This is a genomic window from Sphaerisporangium album (assembly GCF_003323745.1).
In the GTDB taxonomy this organism is placed as follows: Bacteria; Actinomycetota; Actinomycetes; order Streptosporangiales; family Streptosporangiaceae; genus Sphaerisporangium; species Sphaerisporangium album.
This window is the reverse complement of record NZ_QOIL01000020.1, coordinates 126,976-150,263: the sequence shown is the minus strand read 5'-3', so window position 1 is coordinate 150,263 and position 23,288 is coordinate 126,976. Positions and strand designations below refer to the sequence as shown.

Annotated in this window: 18 protein-coding genes and 4 tRNA genes; 13 read left to right on the top strand and 9 right to left on the bottom strand. The window is 71.1% G+C overall.

The genetic code is table 11. The features are described from left to right. Nucleotides 1-24 precede the first annotated feature (24 nt). Nucleotides 25-813, top strand: a complete 789-nt coding sequence (locus tag DQ384_RS30260) for an AfsR/SARP family transcriptional regulator (RefSeq protein WP_181871499.1) — start codon at nucleotides 25-27, stop codon at nucleotides 811-813. Here the strand turns inward: DQ384_RS30260 and DQ384_RS30255 are convergent. The 4 genes from DQ384_RS30255 to DQ384_RS30240 all read right to left on the bottom strand — a co-directional run bounded on the left by DQ384_RS30255 (nucleotide 794) and on the right by DQ384_RS30240 (nucleotide 5,179). Further along, on the bottom strand, nucleotides 794-1,951 hold the full coding sequence (locus DQ384_RS30255) for an endonuclease/exonuclease/phosphatase family protein (RefSeq protein WP_114032286.1): 1,158 nt from the start codon (nucleotides 1,949-1,951) through the stop codon (nucleotides 794-796). The two genes, DQ384_RS30260 and DQ384_RS30255, sit on opposite strands and share 20 nt — an antisense overlap. 52 nt (nucleotides 1,952-2,003) lie before the next feature. Then, the gene (locus DQ384_RS30250) at nucleotides 2,004-3,047 is read right to left on the bottom strand and encodes a glycosyltransferase family 2 protein (RefSeq protein WP_114032285.1); all 1,044 of its coding nucleotides are present in this window, start codon (nucleotides 3,045-3,047) and stop codon (nucleotides 2,004-2,006) included. A 3-nt stretch (nucleotides 3,048-3,050) separates the two neighbouring features. Then, a complete protein-coding gene (locus tag DQ384_RS30245; protein ID WP_114032284.1) occupies nucleotides 3,051-4,082 on the bottom strand; it encodes a glycosyltransferase family 2 protein in 1,032 nt (343 codons plus the stop codon). Nucleotides 4,083-4,171: 89 nt separating this feature from the next. Continuing rightward, complete coding sequence (locus DQ384_RS30240) at nucleotides 4,172-5,179, bottom strand: glycosyltransferase family A protein (protein ID WP_114032283.1); 1,008 nt, start codon at nucleotides 5,177-5,179, stop codon at nucleotides 4,172-4,174. A 196-nt stretch (nucleotides 5,180-5,375) separates the two neighbouring features. Between DQ384_RS30240 and DQ384_RS30235 the strand changes: the two genes are divergently transcribed. Genes DQ384_RS30235 through DQ384_RS30225 form a run of 3 tightly spaced genes read left to right on the top strand, consistent with a single transcriptional unit; the run spans nucleotide 5,376 to nucleotide 8,708 of the window. After that, entirely contained in the window at nucleotides 5,376-6,602 is a 1,227-nt protein-coding gene (locus DQ384_RS30235; RefSeq protein ID WP_114032282.1) for an endonuclease/exonuclease/phosphatase family protein, read from the top strand. A gap of 10 nt (nucleotides 6,603-6,612) precedes the next feature. Continuing rightward, on the top strand, nucleotides 6,613-7,695 hold the full coding sequence (locus DQ384_RS30230; RefSeq protein ID WP_114032281.1) for a glycosyltransferase: 1,083 nt from the start codon (nucleotides 6,613-6,615) through the stop codon (nucleotides 7,693-7,695). After that, nucleotides 7,692-8,708, top strand: coding sequence for a lysylphosphatidylglycerol synthase domain-containing protein (locus DQ384_RS30225; RefSeq protein WP_181871497.1), 1,017 nt, complete (start codon nucleotides 7,692-7,694; stop codon nucleotides 8,706-8,708). The genes DQ384_RS30230 and DQ384_RS30225 overlap by 4 nt, the downstream gene beginning before the upstream one ends. 197 nt (nucleotides 8,709-8,905) lie before the next feature. Here the strand turns inward: DQ384_RS30225 and DQ384_RS30220 are convergent. The 3 genes from DQ384_RS30220 to DQ384_RS30210 form a co-directional block, all read right to left on the bottom strand. Continuing rightward, nucleotides 8,906-8,980: transfer RNA gene (locus tag DQ384_RS30220), tRNA-Val, on the bottom strand. Between the two features lie 11 nt (nucleotides 8,981-8,991). Next, a tRNA-Cys gene (locus DQ384_RS30215) sits at nucleotides 8,992-9,062 on the bottom strand. Nucleotides 9,063-9,092: 30 nt separating this feature from the next. Then, nucleotides 9,093-9,165 (bottom strand) — tRNA-Gly (locus tag DQ384_RS30210). Nucleotides 9,166-9,571: 406 nt separating this feature from the next. Here DQ384_RS30210 and hutH point away from each other — a divergent pair. From hutH to DQ384_RS30195, 3 genes are all read left to right on the top strand, one after another. Then, nucleotides 9,572-11,167, top strand: a complete 1,596-nt coding sequence (hutH, locus tag DQ384_RS30205; protein WP_114032280.1) for a histidine ammonia-lyase — start codon at nucleotides 9,572-9,574, stop codon at nucleotides 11,165-11,167. A gap of 69 nt (nucleotides 11,168-11,236) precedes the next feature. After that, on the top strand, nucleotides 11,237-12,223 hold the full coding sequence (locus tag DQ384_RS30200) for a chorismate-binding protein (protein WP_245966887.1): 987 nt from the start codon (nucleotides 11,237-11,239) through the stop codon (nucleotides 12,221-12,223). A gap of 179 nt (nucleotides 12,224-12,402) precedes the next feature. After that, on the top strand, nucleotides 12,403-13,233 hold the full coding sequence (locus DQ384_RS30195; RefSeq protein ID WP_114032279.1) for an aminotransferase class IV: 831 nt from the start codon (nucleotides 12,403-12,405) through the stop codon (nucleotides 13,231-13,233). On the opposite strand, the gene DQ384_RS30190 is transcribed toward DQ384_RS30195, so the two are convergent. Continuing rightward, entirely contained in the window at nucleotides 13,234-14,646 is a 1,413-nt protein-coding gene (locus DQ384_RS30190; protein WP_245966886.1) for an LVIVD repeat-containing protein, read from the bottom strand. Between the two features lie 95 nt (nucleotides 14,647-14,741). Here DQ384_RS30190 and DQ384_RS30185 point away from each other — a divergent pair, with 95 nt between their 5' ends. Beyond that, nucleotides 14,742-15,392: a DUF305 domain-containing protein gene (locus tag DQ384_RS30185; RefSeq protein WP_245966885.1), complete on the top strand. Its 651-nt coding sequence runs from the start codon at nucleotides 14,742-14,744 to the stop codon at nucleotides 15,390-15,392. Nucleotides 15,393-15,434: 42 nt separating this feature from the next. Here DQ384_RS30185 and DQ384_RS30180 read toward each other — a convergent pair whose 3' ends face one another. After that, nucleotides 15,435-15,848, bottom strand: coding sequence for an SsgA family sporulation/cell division regulator (locus DQ384_RS30180; RefSeq protein WP_114032276.1), 414 nt, complete (start codon nucleotides 15,846-15,848; stop codon nucleotides 15,435-15,437). A gap of 459 nt (nucleotides 15,849-16,307) precedes the next feature. On the opposite strand from DQ384_RS30180, the gene DQ384_RS30175 reads away from it, so the two are divergent. The 5 genes from DQ384_RS30175 to DQ384_RS30155 all read left to right on the top strand — a co-directional run bounded on the left by DQ384_RS30175 (nucleotide 16,308) and on the right by DQ384_RS30155 (nucleotide 23,181). After that, nucleotides 16,308-16,379 (top strand) — tRNA-Val (locus tag DQ384_RS30175). A 426-nt stretch (nucleotides 16,380-16,805) separates the two neighbouring features. After that, the gene (locus DQ384_RS30170) at nucleotides 16,806-17,711 is read left to right on the top strand and encodes a helix-turn-helix domain-containing protein (RefSeq protein WP_245966884.1); all 906 of its coding nucleotides are present in this window, start codon (nucleotides 16,806-16,808) and stop codon (nucleotides 17,709-17,711) included. A 379-nt stretch (nucleotides 17,712-18,090) separates the two neighbouring features. Next, nucleotides 18,091-18,450 carry a PRC-barrel domain containing protein gene (locus tag DQ384_RS30165; protein ID WP_114032274.1) on the top strand — a complete coding sequence of 120 codons (360 nt, stop codon included), beginning with the start codon at nucleotides 18,091-18,093 and terminating at the stop codon, nucleotides 18,448-18,450. Nucleotides 18,451-19,009: 559 nt separating this feature from the next. Next, complete coding sequence (locus DQ384_RS30160; protein ID WP_114032273.1) at nucleotides 19,010-20,158, top strand: 3-keto-alpha-glucoside-1,2-lyase-like domain-containing protein; 1,149 nt, start codon at nucleotides 19,010-19,012, stop codon at nucleotides 20,156-20,158. A 116-nt stretch (nucleotides 20,159-20,274) separates the two neighbouring features. After that, a complete protein-coding gene (locus DQ384_RS30155) occupies nucleotides 20,275-23,181 on the top strand; it encodes a ricin-type beta-trefoil lectin domain protein (protein ID WP_114032272.1) in 2,907 nt (968 codons plus the stop codon). The last annotated feature ends 107 nt before the right edge of the window (nucleotides 23,182-23,288 follow it).

Genomic DNA, 23,288 nt, shown 5'->3' with positions numbered 1-23,288 from the left:
CGGAAGGAAGCGATGGAGATCCGCTTGTTGGGACCGGTCGAGGTGACCGTCGACGACCGGGGCGTCCCCCTCGGGCCGCCCCAGCGGCGCGCGGTGCTGGCCGCCCTGGCGGTCGACGCCGACCACCCCGTATCACTCGGGACGCTGATCGAGCGTGTCTGGGATCTTCCGCCGGACCGGGCGACGGACTCGCTGTACGCCCACATCGCGCGCCTCCGGCAGGCGCTGACGGGGACCGAGGTCTCCATCGAGCGCCGGGGCGGCGGCTACGCGCTGGAGGTCGACCCCGACCGGGTGGACGCCCACCGGTTCCGCCGGCTGGCCAAGGAGGCGCAGACCCACGCCGGCGACGACCTCACCCGGGCCACGCTGCTGGCCGAGGCGATGGACCTGTGGCGCGGCGCGCCGCTGACCGGCATCCCGGGGGACTGGGCGGCCCGGGTGCGGTACAGCATCGAGCAGCAGTTCGTCGGCGCCATCGTCACCTGGGCGCAGGCGCAGCTGCGGATGGGACGCCCCGACCTGGTGGTCACCGAGCTAACCCCCCTGGTGCCCCGGCACCCGCTCGCGGAGCCGCTCGCCGGCATGCTGATGCGCGGCCTTCGCGCCCTGGGACGCACCGCGGAGGCGGTGGCCCTGTACGCCCGCCTGCGCGGGTACCTCACCGATCATCTGGGCATCGAGCCGGGGCCGGAGCTGCGCGCGCTGCACCAGGAGCTGCTGCGCGGCGACCACGACCCGCTGACGCGGGCGGCCGGGCGGTCCGGAACGCGCGAGCTCCTGTTCGCCCAGGTCACCGGCTCGTCGAGATGACCAGGCGCTGCCCGCTGTGGTCGGAGAGGCCGTTCGAGCGGACGAACCGGTACTCGTGCACGGTGACCTCCGGCGTGGCGAACGTCCAGTCGATCCGCCACCAGGGCAGCCGCTCGTCCCAGGAGGCGGGGTAGAGCGACGCGAGTGCCGGGGTGGCGTCGGCCATCCGCTCCGGCACCATGCGCAGCAGGCCCATCGCCGGTGAGGCGTTGAAGTCCCCGGACAGGACGGCCGGGTGCGGGTTGCCCGCGACGTCGGCCGCGACCGCGCGGAGGTTGGCCTGCCGCAGCAGATGCTGCCTCCGGCTGAGCCGGCGGGGGTCCAGGCCGGGCGGGAACGGCTCCACGGGCGAGTTGATGTGGGCGTTGTAGAACGAGACGGTCCTCGCGCCGGCGCGCACGTCCGTGCGCAGCGTCTTGACCGCGAAGAAGTCGGGCAGGTCCGGGGTCGGCGGCTCGGTGGTGTCCGGATCGTCCGCCGCCCACGGGCGCACGTCGATCCCGCGTTCCAGGACGATCGGGTAGCGGGACAGCGTCACCAGCTCGCTGGCCGTGGCGATGTGGTAGCCGGGGAACTCCCGGCGCAGCCTGTCCAGGTCGTTCACCCGGATCGGCTGGGAGCCGTCGCCGAAGTAGACGTACTCCTGAAGGAGCAGCACGTCCGCGTGCTGGTCCCGCAGGTACCGGTAGAAGTCCGCGACGTCCCGGGGCGGGGTGCCGGTGGGCGGCGGCATCGGCCGCCCGCCCTCCGCCCGCTGGTCCCAGTACCAGGTGTTCCAGGAGAACACCTTGAGCGCGTCCGCCGGGGCGGGAACGGGGCGGTGCCACAGGGCGGCGAGGTTGAGCCCGCTCACACCCCCGCCGAGCACCAGCGAGGCCGCCGCGATCACGATGGTGGCCCGCCGCGCCCGGCGCGCCGCCAGGGTGGCCACGAGCAGTAGCGCCGGGACGACCACGAACGCGAAGGGCGGGACGAGCTCCGGAACCTGCCACCACCACACCCGGCCGGACAGCGCGAGGTGGAGCCCCGCGAACACCAGCCAGAGGATCGCCGCGGTCATCACCAGCGGGATCCCCCGGCGAGCCCGCGGGGCCCGCCGGGAGTCGCCGGGCCGCGTCGCGACCCGCGTGTCGGTCACCGGCGGCCGCCGGGCTCGGGACGCGTCGGCGTCCGGGGGAGCGCGCGGGCCGTCACGTCGCCGCCTCTCCGGCGGCCGAGGGCCGCACGTGCAGGTCCGGCTCGTAGAGCCGGCGGAACCTGGCCGAGAACAACCACCGCACGACCCCGGCCGCCACCCCGGCCGCGATGGTCACGTTCACCACGAAGTGCACGACGCCGAAGTACAGCAGGAACAGCGGGCCGCGCCTGCGCAGCACGAACCGGTACATCCCCAGGTCGGCGATGATCGACACCGCGAGGGCCGCGGCCGGCAGCATGGCGCCCGCCGGGCCGAGCGGCGCCGCCACCGGCAGCGCCGCGAGCGCCGCGAGCGCCGCCAGGCTGCCCCCGGCCCGGCTGGAGGTCTCGAACCCGCAGGCGAAGCGCCGCCGTTGCGCGTACAGCGGCACCCGGGCGCGCCCCCGCCGGTACAGCTTGCGCAGCAGCTTGCCCAGCCTGTCGTCGTGGTCGTGCCGCGAGCGCACCGCGGAGGTGAGCACCATGTCGTACCGCTGGGTGAGGCGGTGGCCGTAGTCGACCTCCTCGGTCTCGCGCAGCTGCGTGTTGAACGGCCCGATCTCGTCGTACACGCGGCGGGGCATCGCGACCAGGGCCGGGAACAGGAACGAGATGGACCCCTCGGAGCTGGCCGTCCAGTAGTAGTACTGGAGCGCCCGGTAGTCCTCGACGAGGCTGTCGCGGATCAGCGGTTCGGGGTCGTGGATGCTGGACACCGCCCCGAGACGAGGGTCGGCCGCGAGCATGGCCACCGCCACCTCGACGGCGTCGGGGTAGGCGGCCACGTCGGAGTCCACGAACACCAGGATCTCACCACCGGCGTGGGCGACGCCGAGGTTGCGCGCGCCCGCCACGCCCATGTTGCGCTCCGTCTGGACGACCCGGACGCCGAGCCGCCGCGCGACCGCGACCGAGTCGTCGGTGCTGTGGTCGTCCACCACCAACAGCTCGATCGGCGCGTAGGTCTGGGCCTGGAGCGCGCGCAGGCACAGCTCCAGCGAGGCGGCGTAGTTGTAGTTGGGCACGATGACCGACACCAGGGGCGCCTGCTCGCTCATCGCTCACACCTCCACCGGCGCGGGCAGGCCGGTCACGTCGTAGGTGCGGCGGAACCGGCTGGACACCAGCCAGTGGGCGGCGCCGACGAACACCGCCACCGCGACCGTGACGTTCACCAGGAAGTGGACCCCGGCGAAGTACACCGTGAACGGCGTGCCGGCGTAACGGCGGACGAAGCGGTACATGCCGAGGTCGGAGGCGATCGAGGCGGCCAGCAGCGCGACCGGCGCGACCAGCCAGGCCGGGCCGAGCAGCGCCGGCAGCGGCGCGGTCACCACGGCGAACAGGGCGGCCAGCGAGCCCCAGCCGCGGCTGCTGTTGGCCGGGCCGCCGTTGAAGTCCGGGCGGCGGAGGTAGAGGGGGATGTGCATGCGCGCGCGGTGGAAGAACTTCGACAGCACCACGCGCAGCCGGTCGTCGTGGTCGTGCCGGCCCCTGATGGAGTTGTCCAGCACGATCCGGTACCCGGCCTGGGTGATCCGGTGGCCGTACTCGGCGTTCTCGCTGTGCCGCAGCGCGGGGTTGAGCGGCCCCACCTCGTGGAAGACCTTCGCCCGCATGGCGAAGATCGCCGAGTAGATCGTGGTGATGTCGCCCTCGTCGCCGGAGATCCAGTAGTGGAGCTGGAGGCTGCGGTACCGCTCGACGAGGCTGTCGGCGATCAGCGGCTCGGGGTCGTACGTGCCGCACACCACCCCGATCGCGGGGTCGGAGACCAGCAGGTTCACCGCGTTCTCGACCACGTCCCCGGCCAGCGCCACGTCCGAGTCGAGGAAGAAGTACACCTCCCCGCGCGCGTGCCGCACGCCGAGGTTGCGCGCCGCGGGGGCGCCGATGTTGGTGTCGGTGACCAGGACCCGCGCCCCGTGCCGGCGGGCCACCTCCACCGAGTCGTCGGTGCTGCGGTCGTCGACGACGATCACTTCCACGTGAGGATAGGTCTGGCGCTCCAGCGCGCCCAGGCACAGGTCCAGCGTCCGCGCGTAGTTGTAGTTCGGAATGATGACCGAAACCAGCGGCCGTGGCTCGTCCATGATCAATGTCCTCCAGGGTCATCGTGTCCACGTGCGTCTTGCGGCGCCGGCGTCCGGCCGAAGCCGGCGCCGATGACGCGCGCCACCGCCTACTCCTGGGCGGCGAGCAGCTCGGCGCGCTTGTTCAGCCGGGAGACCGCCACGCGTTGCAGCACGCCGAGCGCTCCGCCGAGGGCGCCCGCGAACGTGACGGTGACGTGCACGCCGGTGAAGTAGAGGCCGAAGGCCGCGCCCCGGTGACGGAACGCGAAGCGGTAGGTGTCGGCGTCCAGGGCGATGGCGGCGGCGACCAGCGCGGGCGGGACGGCCAGGCCGATCCGTCCCGCCACCAGGGGCAGCGCCAGCGACGGGACCGAGGCCAGCAGCAGGACGCCGCCGATCGCCCGGGGCACCGAGTCGCCGGGCGTCTCGCCCTTGCGCCAGTCCATGGCGCTGATGCGGGCGCGGCGGAACACCTTGCGCAGGATCGTCGGCACCGTGGCGTCGTGGTCCTTGCGCCCGCGGACCGTGTCGGTCAGCTTCACCTCGTAGAACGGCTGCACGCGGGTGCGATAGTCGGCGGACACGGTCTCGCGCAGCGCCGGGTCGAACGGGCCGATCTCCGCCCACACCTTGGCGGGCACGGCGAGCATGGACGCGTGCAGCTCCAGCGTCGGACGGTGGGCCGGCATCCACCAGCGGTACATCTGGAGGGCGCGGTACCGCGAGGCCAGGCTCTGGGACATCAGTGACTCCGGGAGCAGGATGCCGCCCAGGGCGCCGATCTCCGGCCTGGCCGCCATTATGTCCACGGCGTTCTGGACGGCGTCCGGGTCGAGGGCGATGTCGGCGTCGAGGAAGATCAGGATCTCCCCGGTGGCGTGCGCGGCGCCGAGGTTGCGCGCCGGCGTGGGGCCGCCGTTCGCCTCGGTGCGCAGCACCTTGGCCCCCATCGAGGCGGCCACCCGCGCCGCGTCCTCGGTGCCGCAGTCATCCACGACGATGACCTCGATATGCGGATAAGTTTGCCTCTTCACCGCATCCAGGCAGAGTCGCAACACGTCGGATCGGTTGAAGCTGGGGATGATGACCGAGACTAGCGGGTGCTCCCGACTCATGATGTGCTCCCGTGGCCAGAGGTCGTCGCTTCCGTGTGCGCAGGACCTCGCGTCCGGATCACGCTAGCCATCTGGGCTTGTCCCATTCTTGTCGCGCCCTCCCGCAGCGGCCGCGCCCTCCCGTGGCGGCGCTGACAAGAAAGCGACAAGATCCCCTCAGTACGTTCAACGCTGGCTACTCACCGAGGTGGTGCCGATGAGCGACCGGGACGTCGTGATCGATGAGCACTTGGCCGGCGCGTCATCTCAGCCCCGGACGGGCTGGGCCGCGCGCCTGGGACACTTCGTCCGCCCGCGGCGGCGCTGGTGCCGGGGCACCAAGCTGGTCGTGACCGCCTCGGTCGCGTGGCTGCTGTTCGTGGTCTGCCATCTGCTGGCGAGCGGGCGCACGTCGCTGTGGGCGCCGGTCGACCTGATCCCGCCGCTGCTGTTCCTGGCGGTCCCCGCGCTGCTGATGATCGTCGCGCCGCTGGCCCGTCCGGTCCGCTGGCGGATCATGTCGCTGCTGGTCGTCACCGCCCTGCTCTCCGCCGGGCAGAGCGGGGTCAACTACGCGACCCTCTGGTACACGCCGCCGCCCGCGCCGCCAGGAGCCATCAGCGTGGTGGCCTGGAACACCGAGTTCTGGGACCAGGACTGGCGCACCGCCAACGGCGACCGGTATTCCCCCGGGTTCTACGACTACCTCCACAAGCTGAACGCCGACGTCTATCTGCTGATGGAGTACCTGTACGTCGACACCGCGGCGGGGGACATGCGGACCAAGCGCTGGACGGGCGACATGGCCCTGCGCATCGACAAGCTGGCGGAGCTTCGCCGTGAGTTCCCGGGCTACCAGGTCGCGGTGTCCGGCGAGCAGGTCACGCTCTCGCGGTTCCCCATCGCCGGGCACCGCGGCCTGGACCTGCGCCCGTGGCTGCCGGCCGACCAGAAGGAGATCCCCGAATCGCTCCGGGACTGGACCGAGGGCTACACGGTCGAGACGCTGCGGACCGACATCGACGTGAACGGAAAGGTCATTTCCTTCTACGACGGGCAGATTTCCCAGCCCCCGCTCGAATGGCGGCTGTACAGCGCCGAATCCCGCGACATCAATCACAGCAGGACCCTCCGGCGCGAGGCGAGCTACCGGGCGATCCGCGCGGACGTCGCGGCCAACCGGAACACCGTGGTGCTGGCCGGCGACCTGAACACCTCCCCGGCGATGGGAATCCGCCGCCTGCTTCCCGAAGGACTGGTCGACCAGACCCCGGCGCTCTCGTCGCTGTACCCGGCGACCTATCTGGCAGGCTCCGCCGAACTGTGGCGGATCGACTGGATGTACACCACCCCCGACGTGACCGTGCACAGCTACGAACTGCCCGGCGCCGCGGGGCTGTCCGACCATCGCGCCCAGCGCGTGGTCCTGTCGGTGAGCCGATGAAGGGAACGATATGCCTGACGTGGTGGCCTGGCGTGCGGATGTCGCGGTCATCGTGCCGAACTACAACAAGAAGAAGACCCTGCGGGCCTGCCTGGAGTCGGTGTACGCGCAGACGTACCCGGCGGCCGAGGTGGTCGTCGTCGACGACGTCAGCACCGACGGCTCGCTGGAGATAGCGCGGGAGTTCCCGTGCGCGATCGTCGAGCCGCCGCGCAACCAGGGCCCGGCCGGGGCGCGCAACCTCGGGGTGGACAGCACCTCGGCCCCGCTGCTGTTCTTCGTGGACTCCGACACGGCGCTGGCGCCGGACGCCGTACACAACGCGGTCAAGGCGTACCGCGAGACGCCGGACGCCGGGATGGTCCAGGGCATCTACGACAGGGAACCGCTGTACGACGACGGCCCGGTGGAGCGCTACCGGGTCCTGTGCGAGCACTACGAGCGCGGTCAGACCACGGCGACGTTCCTGTCCTGCACGCTGATCCCGCGTCACGTCTTCGAGGAGGCGGGGCGGCTGGACGAGCGGCTGCGCGACGGCGAGGACTTCGAGTTCGGCACGCGGGTCCCGGCCCGCTACCGGCTGGTGGTGACCACCTCCGTGGTCACGAAGGCCGACGACGAGGACAAGTTCTGGGCGTGCCTCGCGGAGCGGTTCGTCCGGTCCACCACCCTTCCCGTGATCATGGTCAGGGCGCGGCGGCTGCGCGACGACGGGAGGGTCGGCTTCCAGCTCAACATGATCGGAACGGGCCAGCACAAGCGCCGCAAACCGCCTCGGATCTCCTCCGCGTCGGCGACGGCCACCTTCCTCACGCTGCCGCTCGCGTTCCTCAGCCCCTGGCTGCTGGCCGTGCCCGCGGTGACGTTCGGGGTGTTCGCGTGGATGAACCGGAGATTCCTCGGGTTCGCCCGCCGCCACCGGGGCACCGGGTTCGCGCTGTGGGTCACCTGGATGCAGCTCTGCTTCCACACGGCGTTCTTCCTCGGCGCCTGCGTCGGGCTGCTGCGCGTCGCCTACGAGCTGGGCCGCCGGCAGGGAGAGCCGGTCAGGACCGGCCTGGCCGCCGCGCCGCCGGCCGGTGCGCGCGAGTGAGGGCGCTCCGGCTTCCCCGGCTGCCGCGCCCGCTGGCGCGGGCGTTGATCGCCGCGTTCGCGCTGGTCGTCGCGGGCGCGATCGTGCTGACGCTCACCCGGCTGGACTGGAGCGTCGTCGCCGTCCTGTTCTCGCGGCGCGACACCGGGCAGATCAGCCTGCTGCTGGCCTGCTCGTTGCTGGCCGGTATGGCGGGGTTGTCGTTCGGGTTCCTGGCCTGGCGCGTCGTGCTGCTGGAGACCGGCGCGCCGGTCAGCGAGCCCCGGGTCGTCCGCATCTTCTTCGTGGGCTTCCTGTCCAAGTACGTACCGGGACGGGTGCCGGGCATGATCGCCATCACGAAGGTGGCCACGGCCAACGGCGTCACCTTCGGGCGGCTGATGAGCATCTCGGCGCTGGTCATGAGCCTGGTCCTGCTCAGCGGGCTCACGGTCGGGCTGCTCGCCGGGGTGCAGCTGCTGGGCGCGCGGGCGGCGTGGCTGGCGGGGGCCGCCGTGCTGATCGTGGTCGTCCTGGTGCGTCCGCAACTGATCAACCGAAGCTCCGCGCTGCTGCTGCGGCTGCTGCGCCGGCCCGACGCGGCCAAGGCCGCCTCGGCCCGCGGGGTACGGCTGGCGGTCGCCTGGCAGACCGTCTCGTGGGCGGTCACCGGGCTGCACGTGTGGCCGCTGGCCATCGCGATGGGCGCGCCCCCGGCGCGGTCGCTGGCGCTGTGCGTCGGTGCGTTCACGCTGGCCACGACGATCGGCATCGCGAGCGTCTTCATCCCCGACGGCATCGGCGTCCGCGAGGCGGTGATGACGGCCGCCCTCACCCTGGTCCTGCCCGCCCCGGCCGCCGCGGTGGTCGCCCTGGCCAGCCGCCTGGTCTCCACGGTGAGCGAGGTGATACTGGGAGCCGCCGCCTTGGGCGTCGCCGAATACCTGATCCGCCGCCGCCCGGCCGACCCTCATGAGATCGCCCTGCCCACCGGCCCCCCGCCCACCGGACTCGGCCATCACGCCGAACTGTGACCGCGCGCACGTCAGGCCCGGCCTGACGTCTCCGATGCCGTGCGGTGAACCTGTCCGGCCGGGCACCCTCTGCCGGCCTCACGCCTGACAGGAGCACGGAAGACCGATACCGGCCGGAAAAGGAGAAGGCCGCCAAGTGCCCTGAGCGGGACTTCGGCGGCCGGCCGACCAGATCGGCCCGGATGTGCTGCGGGTGGTGGTGGGCGATACTGGGATTGAACCAGTGGCCTCTACCGTGTCAAGGTAGCGCTCTCCCACTGAGCTAATCGCCCCGGTACAACAGAGGTGGAGACGGGATTTGAACCCGTGTACGCGGCTTTGCAGGCCGCTGCCTCGCCTCTCGGCCACTCCACCGGGCAAGCCCCCTCTGTGGAGACCTCTCCGAGCGGACGACGGGATTCGAACCCGCGACCCTCACCTTGGCAAGGTGATGCTCTACCAGCTGAGCCACGTCCGCGTGATCGGCCGGTGAACACCCGGCCTCACGCAGAGAACTCTAGCGAATCCCGGCCAACTCCCCAAACCGAAATCGCACCCCGGCCCTCCGTGCCCCGTGAGCCCGGCGGCGGTCCCGTGCTCGGGGGATCGCCCCGGCGCCCACGCGAGGGAAACGCCCACGTGAGGGGCGTCGCGGGCCGGGGACGCTTCGGTGCGGGCCGAAGCGTGGGTGGGTTAGCGTCGAGACATGGTGGCACAACGGCGCCGAGATCACCCGCGCGCTGCTGGAGCGCGACTGGTACCGGCGCGGGACCACCAGGCGCGTGCTCCAGCTCACCGACCTGGGCAGGAAGGGCCTGGCGGCGATGTTCCCCTGTAAGGGGCTAACATCCAATACGCCAGTTACCTAGCAAGAGAGTGACACCATGCGCGACAACGAGGTCGTGAACTTCGGGGAGCATCACGACGGCCCGGTCCGGGCCGCCGCCGTCGTCGAGGTCGGCCCGCGCCCGCTGGGCTTCGCCGACGTCGTCCAGGTGGCCCGGCACGGCGCCGCCGTCCGCCTCACCGACGAGGCGGTCACGGCCATGGCCAAGGCCCGTGCCCGCGTGGACGAGCTGGCCGCCAGCCCCACCCCCTCCTACGGCGTGTCCACCGGCTTCGGCGCCCTGGCCACCCGGCACATCGACCCGGAGCTGCGCGCCCAGTTGCAGCGCTCCCTGATCCGCTCGCACGCCGCCGGGTCGGGCCCCGAGGTCGAGGCCGAGGTCGTGCGCGCGATGATGCTCCTTCGCCTGCACACGCTGGCGACCGGCCACACCGGCGTGCGACCCGCCACCGCCGCGCTGCTCGCGGGCCTGCTGAACGCGCGGATCACGCCGGTCGTCCACGAGTACGGGAGCCTCGGCTGCTCGGGGGACCTGGCGCCGTTGTCCCACGTCGCGCTCGCGCTCATGGGCGAGGGCGACGTGCGGGACGGCGAGGGCGTGCTGAGGCCCGCGCGGGAGGCGATGAAGCGCGCGGGCCTGGAGCCGGTCGAGCTGGTGGCCAAGGAGGGGCTCGCCCTGATCAACGGCACCGACGGCATGCTCGGCATGCTCGTGCTCGCCCTGGACGACCTCGGCCGGCTGTTCCGGGCCGCCGACGTCGGCGCGGCCATGTCCGTGGAGGCCCTGCTCGGCACCGACCGCGTCTTCGCCGCCGACCTGCAGGCCCTTCGGCCCCACCCAGGTCAGGCGGACTCCGCGGCGAACCTGCGGGCGCTGCTCCGCGATTCCGGCATCATGGCCTCCCACCGTGACGATTCGTGCACCCGCGTGCAGGACGCGTACTCGCTGCGCTGCGCGCCCCAGGTGGCCGGGGCCGCCCGCGACACCGCCGCGCACGCCGCCGTGGTGGCGGGCAGGGAGCTGGCCTCGGCGATCGACAACCCGGTCGTGCTCGACGACGGCCGGGTGGAGTCGAACGGCAACTTCCACGGCGCGCCGGTCGGCTACGTGCTGGACTTCCTGGCGATCGCCCTGGCCGACGTCGCCTCCATGGCCGAGCGCAGGACCGACCGCATGCTGGACGTCGCGCGCAGCCACGGCCTGCCCGCCTTCCTGGCCGGCGACCCGGGCGTGGACTCCGGGCACATGATCGCCCAGTACACGCAGGCGGCGATCGTCTCGGAGCTCAAGCGCCTGGCGGTCCCGGCGAGCGTCGACTCGATCCCGAGCTCGGCCATGCAGGAGGACCACGTCTCCATGGGCTGGTCGGCCGCGCGCAAGCTGCGCCGCTCGATCGACGGGCTCACGCGCGTGCTGGCCATCGAGATCCTGACCGCCGCGCGGGCCATCGACCTGCGCCGGCCGCTCCGGCCCGCCCCCGCGACGGGCGCCGTGGTCGCCGCGCTGCGCCAGGAGGTCCCCGGCCCCGGCCCGGACCGGTTCCTCGCCCCGGAGATCGAGGCCGTGGTCCGGATGGTCGGCGACGGCGCGCTGGTCACCGCCGCCGAGTCCGTCACCGGCCCCCTCGCCTGACAGTGAGGATGTAGGCGAGCGTCTCCCGGGCGGGGCGGGCGAGTGGCCGGACCGCGAGACAATGGAAGGGTGTATTTCGCCCATGTCGGAGGCCGGTTGGCGACCGGGCTGCGGGATGTGACCACCGACCTCGCGGCCCTGGACGCCACCGGCTGGTGGGCCGTCGTGGTGACCTACGAGGGGAAGGTCACCTGCGCCCGCTTCGACGACGTGCGCCCGGCCCCGCTGCCCCGGCCGGCCGGCCCCTGGCCCGCCTCCCTGCGGTGGACCGGCTCGCTCGACCGGGAGGGCTACGAGGACGGCGTCCGGCGGATCCGGGCCTACATCGAGCAGGGCGAGGTCTACCAGGCCAACCTGTGCCGCGTCCTGACCGCCGAGCTGCCCCCGGACTCCGACCCGCTCGTGCTGGCCGGCCGGCTGGCGCGCGGCAACCCCGCGCCGTACGCCGCGACCGTGGTGGTGCCGGGGATGACCCTGGTCTCCGCCTCGCCCGAGCTGTACCTCTCGCGTTCGGGGGACGTGGTCGAGTCCGGGCCGATCAAGGGGACGGGGGTGACCGCGGAGGACCTCCTGGAGAAGGACTACGCCGAGAACGTCATGATCGTCGACCTGGTGCGCAACGATCTCGGCCGGGTGGCCGAGGTGGGGTCGGTCACGGTCCCGTCCCTGTGCGCGGTCGAGGAGCATCCCGGCCTCGTCCACCTGGTCTCGACCGTCCGCGCCCGGCTGGCGCCGGGACAGGGCTGGGCCGAGCTGTTCGCCTCGACGTTCCCGCCTGGTTCGGTGACCGGCGCGCCGAAGTCCTCGGCCCTGCGTATCATCAATGAACTCGAACCTGAGCCCCGGGGGCCGTACTGTGGGGCAGTGGGCTGGGTCGACGCCGACCGGCGCGAGGCCGCGCTGGCCGTCGGCATCCGCACCTTCTGGGTCGAGCGCGACCTCATCCGTTTCGGCACCGGAGCCGGCATCACCTGGGGCTCCGACCCGGAGCGCGAGTGGCGCGAGACCGAGCTGAAGGCGGCCCGGCTCATCGCGCTCGCCTCGGGGCAGGCCTGACGGCCGTACGCCCCGGCCCGCGCGGATCGGCCCGCACGAATGAGCACGAACGAATCAGCACGCACGGTCCCCTCGCCGCACGCGACCGCCGTTCCACGGCAGGTCACCGCGGAGGAGGCACCTCGAACCGGGTAGACCTGGCTGTGCCCGGCCATATTTCGCAAGAACGGAGAACTGGGATGAACGTACCGGTCTGGGTCAACGGCGAACTGCTGGATCCCGCAGAGGCCAGCGTTTCCGTCTTCGACCACGGGCTGATGGTCGGCGACGGCGTCTTCGAGACGATCAAGTGCGTGAACGGCGCGTCGTTCGCGCTCACCCGGCACCTGGACCGCCTCGCGCTGTCGGCCGAGCGCCTCGGCCTGCCCGCCCCCGACCTCTCGGCCATCGCCGAGGGCGTGCGCTCCTGCCTCGCCGCGGCGCCGCCGTGGCCGCTCGGGCGCGTCCGCGTCACCTACACCAGCGGAAACGGCCCCCTCGGCTCCGACCGCGGCAACCAGGGCACGACCGCGATCGTGATCGTCGCGGCGCAGCCCCCGTTCCCGGAGACCGCGAGCGTCACCGTCGTCCCCTGGCCCCGCAACGAGCGCGGCGCGCTCGCCGGCGTGAAGAGCACCTCCTACGGCGACAACGCCAAGGCGCTCGCCTACGCCAAGGTGCGCGGCGGCGAGGAGGCGATCTTCGCCAACCTCGCGGGCGACCTGTGCGAGGGCACGGGCAGCAACATCTTCGTGGTCCGGGACGGCCACCTCGTCACCCCGACGCTCGCCTCGGGGTGCCTGGCGGGCGTGACGCGGGCGCTGGTGCTCGAATGGCACGGCGGTGAGGAGGCCGACGTCCCGATCTCCGCGCTGTACGGGGCGGACGAGGCGTTCCTGACCTCCACGACCCGCGACATCCAGCCGATCCGGCTGGTGGACGACACGGTCCTGCCGGCCGCGCCCGGCCCGGTGACCGCCAAGGCGATGCGCGTCTTCGCCGAGCGCTCCGCGGCCGACGTCGACCCGTGATCACTCCGGGTACGACACCTGGGTCTGGGCGTTCAACTCGTCCATCCTGACGGTCTTCGCCGGATCGGTGAGCGGATCGTCGATCGCGATGACGTCCAGGCCCTTGGTGATGTCGCTGGAGTAGATGTAGCCGTTGTAGTAGTAGGCCGACCACGACCCGCCCAGCTTGGGCTCCTCGGTGTCGATCGGGCCCCGGTCGACGTAGGCGATCTCCTTGGGGGCGTCCGGGTCGGTGAAGTCGATCACCGAGACGCCGCCCTGGTACCACGCCTGCACCAGGATGGTCTTGCCGGGCACCGGCAGCAGCGAGCCGTTGTGCGCCACGCAGTTCTCCGCCGCGGTCTGGTGGCGCGGGATCTTGAAGTATCCCCGGCGCCGGAGCGTGTGGTCCGGCGTGATGTCGTACACCGCGTCCGCGCCCCGCAGCGATCCGGTCTTGGCGTCGCAGGTGGGGGCGACTCCACCGCCGAGCTCGTCGGAGAAGATCACGCGGCTCGCGTCGTTGCTGAAGGTCGCCGAGTGCCAGATGGAGAAGTTCTCCGTGTCGGTGACCTCCTGCAGCACCTTCGGGTGGGCGCGGTCGGAGATGTCCATCAGGATGCCGTTGCCGAGGCAGGCGCCCGCGGCCAGGTCCTTCTCCGGGTAGACCGTGATGTCGTGGCAGCCGCTGGTGGAACCGGGCTTGGACTCGTCGTCGCCGTCGTCGAACAGCACCGGCTGGGCCACCGTCCGCGCCTGGGCCGGGTCGGCCACCGGCACCTCGACGACCCCGATGGAGTCGTGGGGCGGCTTGCAGTGCGAGGCCGCCGGGTCGGGGCCGAACGAGGAGATGTAGAGGTACACCTTCGAGGCGTCCTTGCCGGGCACGAGGGTGTGGGTGTGCGAGCCGCAGTCGGTCGCCAGCGACTTGACGTACCGGGGGTGGGTCTTGTCCGAGATGTCGAAGATCCGGATGCCCTCCCATCCCGTGAGCTCGTCACCGCGGTCGCTCTCGCAGGTGTTGTCGTTCCTCGGCTCGTCGATGGAGAGGAAGAGCAGGTTCCCGGTCACCGAGATATCGTTCTGCCCGCCGGGGCAGACCACCCGCGTCACGACCTTCGGCTTGGCGGGATCGCTGATGTCGTGGATCGTGAAGCCCTCGTAGTTGCCGGTGAACGCGTAGTTCCCCTGGAAGGCCAGGTCCGTGCCCCACGCCTCCTCGCCGTCGAAGGGCGCCGAGAGCGGGACGTTCGCCAGGAGCCGGGCGTTGGCGCTGTGCTGGACGCCGCCGGTCGTGAGGGGAGCCGAGGACGCGGGCGTGCCGCCGGACGTCGCCGCGGGGGTGGCGGAGGGCTCCGGGTCGCCGGCGCAGCCTCCCAGGATCAGGACCGTCCCCAGTGCGGCGGCGGTTGCCCCGATTCGCCACGTGCCCACTATGCCCCCCGTTGTCGGATCGAATGCTGGGAATGTGCCCCAGTATGGAAGCTATGTCGAACCGGACCCGTGCGTGGGGGGTTTTCGTAACGGTTGTGCTGGCATCCGGGGCGGCTTCCGTCCTGGCCGGCTGCACCGCCACGGACCGGACGGCCGGGGGACAGGGCGCGCCCGTCGTCGCCGGTGACGGCGCCCCGGTGATCGTCCCGGGAGCCCCTGGGGAGACCGGCCGCACGGCCACGCCCGGCGAGCGCGTCGGCCGGTCGGAGTCACGGGCGTCCGCCGCCGACGTGCTCTTCGCCGAGCGGATGATCCCGCACCACCGGCAGGCCCTGGAGATGGCCGACCTCGCTCCCGCGCGCACGTCGGACGCGCGGATCAGGGGACTGTGCGAGCGGATCTCGGCCGGGCAGCGCCCGGAGATCGACGTGATGGCGCGATGGCTGCGCGCGCTCGGCCGCGAGGTCCCCGCCGATCACTCCGGCCACGGGGGCGGCACGGCACCGGCCGGGCAGGAGGGGTACGGCATGGCGAGCCTGGAGGAGATGAACCGGCTGCGCTCCTCGCGCGGGGCGGCCTTCGACGCGCTGCTGCTGCGGCTGATGATCAGGCACCACGAGGGGGCGATCACGATGGCGGGGGAGGAGCTGGCGGGCGGCACGGATCAGATCATGCGCACGATGGCCACGGACGTCGCGTCCGGGCAGCGCGTGGAGATCGGCAGGATGCGCGCGCTCCTGAGGTGAGGCCGGGGGAGGAACTTCGCGAGCCGGGGGCGGCCCGGAGGGTCAGGAACTCCACAGCATGTTCGACAGCTCTTCGTCCAGGTCCATGAAGTCGGTCTCGCGCCCGGCGGAGACAAGCTCGTAGGTGCGGTGCAGGAACTCGGTCAGCGGGTGGAGGGGCACCTCGAACAGGGCCTGCCCGAAGGGTGAGGTGAGGCTGATGTTCAGCGTGCGTTCGCCGTCGGCTCGTGCGGGCCACACCTGGACGTCACCGTCTCCGACCCGTCTCACGATGCCCACGGTCAGCAGCTCACGGGCGAAGATCCACTCGACCGGTTCGTCGTTCCCCACGTGGAAGGCCATCCGGATGGCGTACGGGTCGTCGGCCGTGTAGCTCAGGCCGGCGAGCAGGGGGACGGTCGTACGGTCGGGGACCACAAGTCGAAGGCCCAGCTCGGCAGAGACGGTGGCATTCATCGTCAGCCAGCCCTTTCGTCGGTGGGTCCCCTGCGCGGGGCTCGGGTTGCGGTGTTCGTTGAGGTGCTCTGAAGGACTTCGTCCGGAGCCATGTCTGCGGAACGAAGGCACTGCAGGAGAGATTCCGCTCCTGAGGCCTTCTGTAACGCATATCACAGCGCGACATTTATGCCTCTACCTGGTCAAACATCGCTTAGAGGCGCCTGTTTGCAAGGGTTTTGCGTGTCGTTCCGGCCGTCCTACGGGGCATCTACGGGTGTCTCGGGGTAAAGATCATAAGTGGTGCGATTCGGATGAGTATGGGGCATGACGATGCTATGACAACAGGGCACCACCCCGCCGGACTCCGGCGAACCTTTCGTGATCGGTTTCGTCCGCCGGTTCGCCAGCGCACCGCGGAGTGAGGTATGGTTTTCCGCGTCGGGCCAACCTGGTCAGCACGGGAAGCCCGGCACGGAAGGGCGATTAGCTCAGCGGGAGAGCGCTTCGTTCACACCGAAGAGGTCACTGGTTCGATCCCAGTATCGCCCACACACATCGTAGGCCGCCTCCGATTCGTCGGAAGCGGCCTTTTCGATCTTCAGGGTCGACGACGCCCGGACCGTCGTCGCGGCGTCCAGGGGCACGCGCAGGCGTGCGCGGGCTCTGTGATCCCGGACGGGCACGGCGCGCAGCGCGATGGTCCGCCACCCGGACCGGACGCGCGCCGACCGTCCCGAGTTGACGGACCTGTACGGACCTTCTGACGGATTTCGTCATGGTCTGTTCCGTCGTATGTTGACAGCGTCCGGCGCAGGGAAGACGATCCAACTTCAGGCCGTCTCGCGTTCCCGGCGTGGGCTCCGCGAGGGGCGTCACCGCTATCAGGTATGGGTACTGGGTGTGCCGGCAGCGTGAGACGCTGTGGTGTGGGCTGCGGTGAGAATGGCCGGTGGTTTCGGTGACCGAGGGGGAGCATTGAGCCGTTTTCAGGCTGAGGACGACTTGGAGGAGGACCAGGTCCTGGACCACCGGCAGGCAGGTCCCACGGTGCTGCGCATGCTCGTGGGCGCCGAACTGCGCCGTCTGCGCGAGGCCGGAGGCATCAGCCGGGCCGACGCGGGCTACCGCATCCGCGCCTCCGACACCAAGATCAGCCGCCTGGAGCTCGGACGCACCGGCTTCAAGCCCCGCGACGTGCAGGACCTGCTGACGTTGTACGGGGTGACCGGCGACGCCGAGCGCGAGACCCTGCTCACCATGGCGCGGCAGGCCAGCGTCCCCGGCTGGTGGCACGCCTACAACGACGTGACGCCGCCCTCGTTCGAGTCCTACATCGGCCTCGAACAGGGCGCCGCGGTGATCCGCACCTGGGACCCGCTGTGCGTGCCCGAGCTCCTGCAGACCGAGGACTACGCCCGTGCGCTGGTCCGCGGGCTGCACCGGGGCGTCTCGGAGCACGAGATCGAGCGCCGCGTCCGCCTCAGGATGGAGCGCGCGCGCATCCTGGTGGATCCGGGCACGGTGCGCCTGTGGGCGGTCCTGGACGAGTCGGCGCTGCGGCGCCGGGTCGGCGGCGAGGCCATCATGCGCGCCCAGATGGAGCACCTCATCGAGGTCGGCCGGCGCGCCAACGTCACGATCCAGGTGCTGCCGTTCAGCCGTGGCGAGCATGGCGCGATGGGCGGCCCGATGGCGATCATGCGGCCCCCGGCGACCAAGCTCAGCGACGTCGTGTGCCTTCCGCAGCTGGTCGGAGTCATCTTCCCGGACAAGCAGGCCGACCTGGACCGCTACTACGCCGTGATGAACGCGCTCGTGGTCGACGCCGAGTCCGTCGCCCGCACGACCGCCATGATCCAGGGAATACGCGACGAATTCTGACGGTTTCCGGTGCTTTTTCCCGGACCTCGGCGCGATTCCGCGCGGCCTGCCCGGCGATTCCGCCGGGCGGCCATCGTGGCCGCACGGAGAAATCGGCGCCGGACGCGCGGCCTACCGGGCGTGCCACGCATGAAATGACCGCGATATCCGGAACTTTTCCCCGTCCGCGGCCGCGAGGTTCTCCGGCAGAGAATCGGAGAATCCGTCCTCACGCGCGGAGCCGAATTCCGATGCTTTACCCTCCGCTGAGGTGGCCTGTCCGGCGGCCGGGTACCGACTGTATTGCGAACCGAGGTCGTGTTACCGCCGCCGTGAGCGGTGACGGCGGGGCGGTGAGGGATGCGGCGCCCGGCGTACGAGCGAACAGGAGAGGCCAAGCATGATCAGTGACAACCTCTGGACTTACCGGCCGGACGTGTGCGGCAGCGGTCAGACCATGGACATCGTCGGCTTCGACGTCGAGGCGGCCGACGGCAAGATCGGTTCGGTGGACGAGGCGAGCGACGTCGTGGGCGAGAGCTACATCGTCGTCGACACCGGGCCGTGGATCTTCGGCAAGAAGGTCATCCTCCCCGCGCTCGTCGTCACCGAGGTGAACATGCCCGACCGCAAGGTCTACGTGGCGCGCACCAAGCAGGAAATCAAGAACGCCCCCGAGTTCGACGAGAAGGCATACAAGGGCGCCGGATACCGGGAGAGGATCGCCGGATATTACGCCAACCTTCCGGGCGCCGTCTGAACGTCACCGGAGTGAAGCGGTCAACGGGCCGCCCGCGTGAGCGCGGGCGGCCCGTCCGCTTTTTCTCATGGCCTTTCCATGGACGGCCGCCGCGATTTCCGCGGCCAACGGCGGGGACGCGGGAGCGGAGGGGACGGGCGCGATCCCGCGAGGGACCGGCCGCACATCCGAGGCTTCCTGCCCGTGCGAGGCCGCACGGGCAGGAAGCGCTCCGGTGAGCACGCCTTTCCTCGCCCGGGGGGCGAAATACATCCGATGACCTGTTCGCGGGCGGTCCCAAGTGAGAGGGCCCCTGGGGCAGGCGCACGGTCAGGAGGCGGTGCCGCCATACCGTACCGTCGCACGCCACCCGCCCTGGTAGGAGGCGAAACGGCCCTGTGGGGCGGACATCCGGGCGAGATCGTGGCCGTCCATCGCCTTGACGCTTCCGTTCGTACGTGTCAAAGTTTCGTCCACAGCGGCGAAAGTTAGGTCCAAATAGCTCCGACTTTTATCGGACAGGTGCGGCGGCGCGCTCCTATCCCCTCGAATCCCTCGATCCCCTCCCAAAGGATCCGTGATGGACGAGCACGCGCGCTTTCCCGACCGCACCCCCGCTCCGCGTACGGCCCTGCGCCGCGCCCTCGCACGCTCCGCCGTCCTCCTGCGGCGCGCCGTGACCGTGGCGGCCGTGGCGGCGACCCTCGCGACCCCCCTTACTGCGTCGGCGGCCACCGCCGGCGTCGCCAACGGCACGGCCAAGGGCGCCCTGGCGGCCGAGCCCGGGTACACCTCTCTGTTCGACGGCACCCAGGCCAGCCTGAACCGGTGGCGCCAGGCCGGCCCCGGCGGCTTCACCATCGTGGACGGCACGCTGAAGTCCTTCGGCGGCATGGGCCTGCTGTGGTACCCGGTCAGCACGTTCGCGAACTACTCGCTCAAGCTCGACTGGATGATGCCCGGCGACGACAACGGGGGAGTGTTCATCGGCTTCTCCGACCCGCAGGGCGACCCGTGGAAGCCGGTCAACGAGGGCCACGAGATCCAGATCGACGCCACCGACGCCGACCCCAGCCGTACCACTGGCAGCGTCTACAGCTTCAAGGCGCCCGACGCCGCGTTGCGCGCCCAGGCGCTGCGCCCGCCGGGCCAGTGGAACACCTACGAGATCAGGGTGCACGGCCAGCACGTCGAGGTGGTCCTCAACGACGTCAAGATCAACGACTACATGAGCACGAGGAACATCGCCAACGGCTACATCGGCGTGCAGAACGACGGCGACGGCATGGACATCAACTACCGCGACATCCGCATCAAGACCGACGCCCCCACCCTCGTCGACTACGCGCGTAACCGCACGGTCACCGTCTCCAGCGTCGAGCCCGGAAGCCAGCACGCCGGCCCGCGCGCCGTCGACGGCGACCTCGCGACCCGGTGGGGCAGCGCGTACTCCGACCCGCAGTGGATCCAGGTGGACCTCGGCCAGACGCGGATCATCAGGCTGGTCCGCCTGAACTGGGAGGTCGCCTACGCGCGGGCGTACCAGATCCAGGTCGCGCCCGGCTGCGGCTCGGCGTGGACCACGGTGTACTCCACCGTGAACGGCGACGGCGGCATCGACGACATCCCGCTCAGTAACGTGAGCGGCCGCTGCGTGCGGGTGTACGGCACCCAGCGCGCCACCCAGTGGGGCTACTCCCTCTGGGACCTGAACATCCTCGGCTTCTGACCCGAGGCCCCCACGCCATACCGGCCCGCGCCCGCTCCCGGCGGCGCGGGCCGCTCTCCCCGGTACGGCGCCCCCGTGCCGGGCTCTCCTCTCCCTCCCACCCCCCAGGAGATTCCGTGTCAGTTTCCGCGCGCTTACGCACGGTCGTCGGCGCCGTGATCCTCGCCCTCGCCGCGACGGCCCTGCAAGGGGCCACGGCCGCCTCCGCCGCCCCGGCCGCCGCGCCTCCCCTCGCCGTGAAGTCCGTCACCGCCGGGCAGGCCGCCCTCGCGCCCCCGCCGACCAGCGGGTTCGAGAAGGTCAAGCTGGACGGCGGCCTGTCCATGGGCGAGCCGATCGAGCTGTCGGTCCTGCCCGACGGCAAGGTGCTCTACATCAACCGGGGCACCAGCTCCGGCGGCGGCCAGGTGCGCCTGTACAACCCGGTCACCAAGGCCACGACCGTCGCCCTGACCCTGCAGCTGGACGCGCGGTTCGAGGACGGGCTGATCGGCATCACCCTGCACCCGAGGTTCGCCACCAACCACTGGGTGTACCTCTTCTACTCGCCGAAGGTGACGCCGCTGGTGAACCGTATCTCCCGGTTCACCTTCAACACCTCCACCAACGTCCTGGACCCGGCCAGCGAGGACATGATCATCGAATGGCCGACCGAGCGTGACCTGTGCTGTCACTCGGCGGGCTCGATGACCTGGGACTCGGGCGAGAACCTGTACTTCGCGGTGGGCGACAACACCAACTCCGGCGGCGACTCGGCGGGCATGGCGCCGATCGACGAGCGCACGAGCCGCAACCCGCAGTACGACGCGCAGCGCACGTCGGGCAACACCAACGACCTGCGCGGGAAGATCAACCGGATCCACCCCGAGAACAACGGCACCTACACCATCCCCGCCGGGAACCTGTTCCCGCAGGGCACCGCCCAGACCCGGCCCGAGATCTACATCATGGGCACGCGCAACCCGTACCGCGTGTGGGTCGACAAGAAGGCGAACAACACCCTGTACTGGGGCGAGGTCGGCCCGGACGCCGGGGCGACGATCCCCAACCGCGGCCCTGCGGCCTACGACGAGTTCAACCGCGCCACCGGCCCCGGCAACTACGGCTGGCCCTACTGCGGCGGCCCGAACGTCGCCTACAACGACTGGGACTTCGCCGCCAACGCGCCCCGTGGCTGGTTCCCCTGCGGCGGCACGACCGGCCCGGTCAACAACTCCCCGCGCAACACCGGCCTTCAGCAGCTGCCCGCGACCAAGCCGGCGCTGGTGTGGGAGCAGCACGGCGGCAGCAAGGAATGGCCCGCGCTGGACAGCCCCGGCGGCTGTGGCTCGCCCAACCACACCGAGGTCTACCACTACGACGCCGCGCTGAACTCCGACGTCAAGTGGCCGCAGTACTACGATAACAAGTGGCTCATCTCCGAGTACTGCCGTAACTGGATCAAGGAGGTGCAGTTCAACAACGGCAACCCCTCCACGGGCACGCCCACCGTCATCGAGCCGGTCCTGTCGGGCATGAGCTTCGTCCACCCGATCGACATGGAGTTCGGGCCGGACGGGTCGCTGTACCTGCTGGAGTACGGCAGCGGCTACTTCTCGGGCGCGGCGGACGCCGGCCTCTACAAGATCAACTACGTCCAGGGCGGCCGTTCCCCGATCGCCGTCGCCACCGCCGACAAGGACAACGGGCTCGCGCCGCTGACCGTCGCGTTCTCCAGCGCCGGCAGCTCCGACCCCGACGGCAACCCCCTGACCTACGCCTGGGACTTCGACAACAACGGCACCACCGACTCCACCGCGGCCAACGCCGCTTACACCTACACGACCAACGGCGACAAGCGGGCCCGGCTCACCGTCAACGACGGGACCGGGCGGTCGGGCACGGTGCTCGTCCCGATCGTCGTCGGCAACAACCGGCCGACGGTGACGCTCAACGGCCTGCCCAACGGAGGCATGTTCGGCTGGGGCGACGACCTGAGCGCGACGGCCGGCGCCACCGACCCGCAGGACGGCACCGTCCCGTGCGCGAGCGTGGTCGTCCGGGCGGCGCTCGGCCACCAGGAGCACGCGCACGAGATGGGACAGGGCACCGGCTGCGGCGCGACCTTCAACACCGGACCCATCCACGCGGGGCTGGACGCGGTGCAGTTCTTCGTCCTGCGCTCCTCCTACACCGACAAGGGGGCGACCGGCACGGTCCCGCTCACCGGGGAGAAGGAGATCACGCTCTGGCCCAAGCAGTGGCAGGCCGAGCACTTCGTCCAGCTCAACGGTCCCAAGGTGATCGACCAGGCCGCCGCCGAGGGAGGCAAGCGCCTCGGTGACATCCAGAACGGCGAGTGGGTCAGGCACCACGGGGTCAGCCTGAAGGGCATCACCGGGGTGAAGGCGCGCGTCAGCTCGGCCAACGCCGGCGGCACGTTGTCCTTCCGCTTCGACTCGCCCACCGGCCCGGAGGTCGCGCGCGTCACCGTGGCCGGCACCGGCGGCTGGGACAACTACACCGAGGTCACCGCGCCGGTGAACAAGCCGGACGACAACACCCACGACCTCTACCTGGTGTTCACCGGCAGCGGCACCGGCGCGCTGTACGACGTCGACGGCTACACCTTCACCGGCGCCGGCGCGGGCACGCCTCCCGCGGCCCGCACGGGTGAGATCCGCGGCCTCGGCAAGTGCGTCGACATCAACGGCAGCTCCACCGCGGACGGCACCAAGGTGCAGATCTACGACTGCAACGGCTCGACCGCGCAGCGCTGGACCATCGGCACCGACGGCACGATCCGCGGCCTCGGCAAGTGCATGGACGTCACGGCCAGCGGGACGGCCAACGGCACGCTGGTGCAGCTCTACACCTGCAACGGCTCGGGCGCCCAGCAGTGGTCGGCGCAGGGCAACGGGGCGTTGCGCAACCCGCAGTCCGGACGGTGCCTGGACATCCCGGCGTCCGACACCACCAACGGGCGGCAACTCCAGATCTACGACTGCAACGGCACGGGCGCGCAGACCTGGACCCTGCCGTGATCTGAGCGCGTGAGGACGGGGTCCGGGCACGCCTCCGCAGCGTCCCGGGCCCCGGGCTTTTCCGTCTGATTTTCCTCCGGTCAAACCAGAAGATCGGCCATCATCAG

What these genes read in the sequence shown, in the direction of transcription:
- DQ384_RS30250 (WP_114032285.1), bottom strand. Translation starts at nt 3,047, where the DNA reads ATGAGCGAGCAGGCGCCCCTGGTGTCGGTCATCGTGCCCAACTACAAC.
- DQ384_RS30245 (WP_114032284.1), bottom strand. Translation starts at nt 4,082, where the DNA reads ATGGACGAGCCACGGCCGCTGGTTTCGGTCATCATTCCGAACTACAAC.
- DQ384_RS30240 (WP_114032283.1), bottom strand. Translation starts at nt 5,179, where the DNA reads ATGAGTCGGGAGCACCCGCTAGTCTCGGTCATCATCCCCAGCTTCAAC.
- DQ384_RS30235 (WP_114032282.1), top strand. Translation starts at nt 5,376, where the DNA reads ATGAGCGACCGGGACGTCGTGATCGATGAGCACTTGGCCGGCGCGTCA.
- DQ384_RS30230 (WP_114032281.1), top strand. Translation starts at nt 6,613, where the DNA reads ATGCCTGACGTGGTGGCCTGGCGTGCGGATGTCGCGGTCATCGTGCCG.
- hutH (WP_114032280.1), top strand. Translation starts at nt 9,572, where the DNA reads ATGCGCGACAACGAGGTCGTGAACTTCGGGGAGCATCACGACGGCCCG.
- DQ384_RS30195 (WP_114032279.1), top strand. Translation starts at nt 12,403, where the DNA reads ATGAACGTACCGGTCTGGGTCAACGGCGAACTGCTGGATCCCGCAGAG.
- DQ384_RS30180 (WP_114032276.1), bottom strand. Translation starts at nt 15,848, where the DNA reads ATGAATGCCACCGTCTCTGCCGAGCTGGGCCTTCGACTTGTGGTCCCC.
- DQ384_RS30165 (WP_114032274.1), top strand. Translation starts at nt 18,091, where the DNA reads ATGATCAGTGACAACCTCTGGACTTACCGGCCGGACGTGTGCGGCAGC.
- DQ384_RS30160 (WP_114032273.1), top strand. Translation starts at nt 19,010, where the DNA reads ATGGACGAGCACGCGCGCTTTCCCGACCGCACCCCCGCTCCGCGTACG.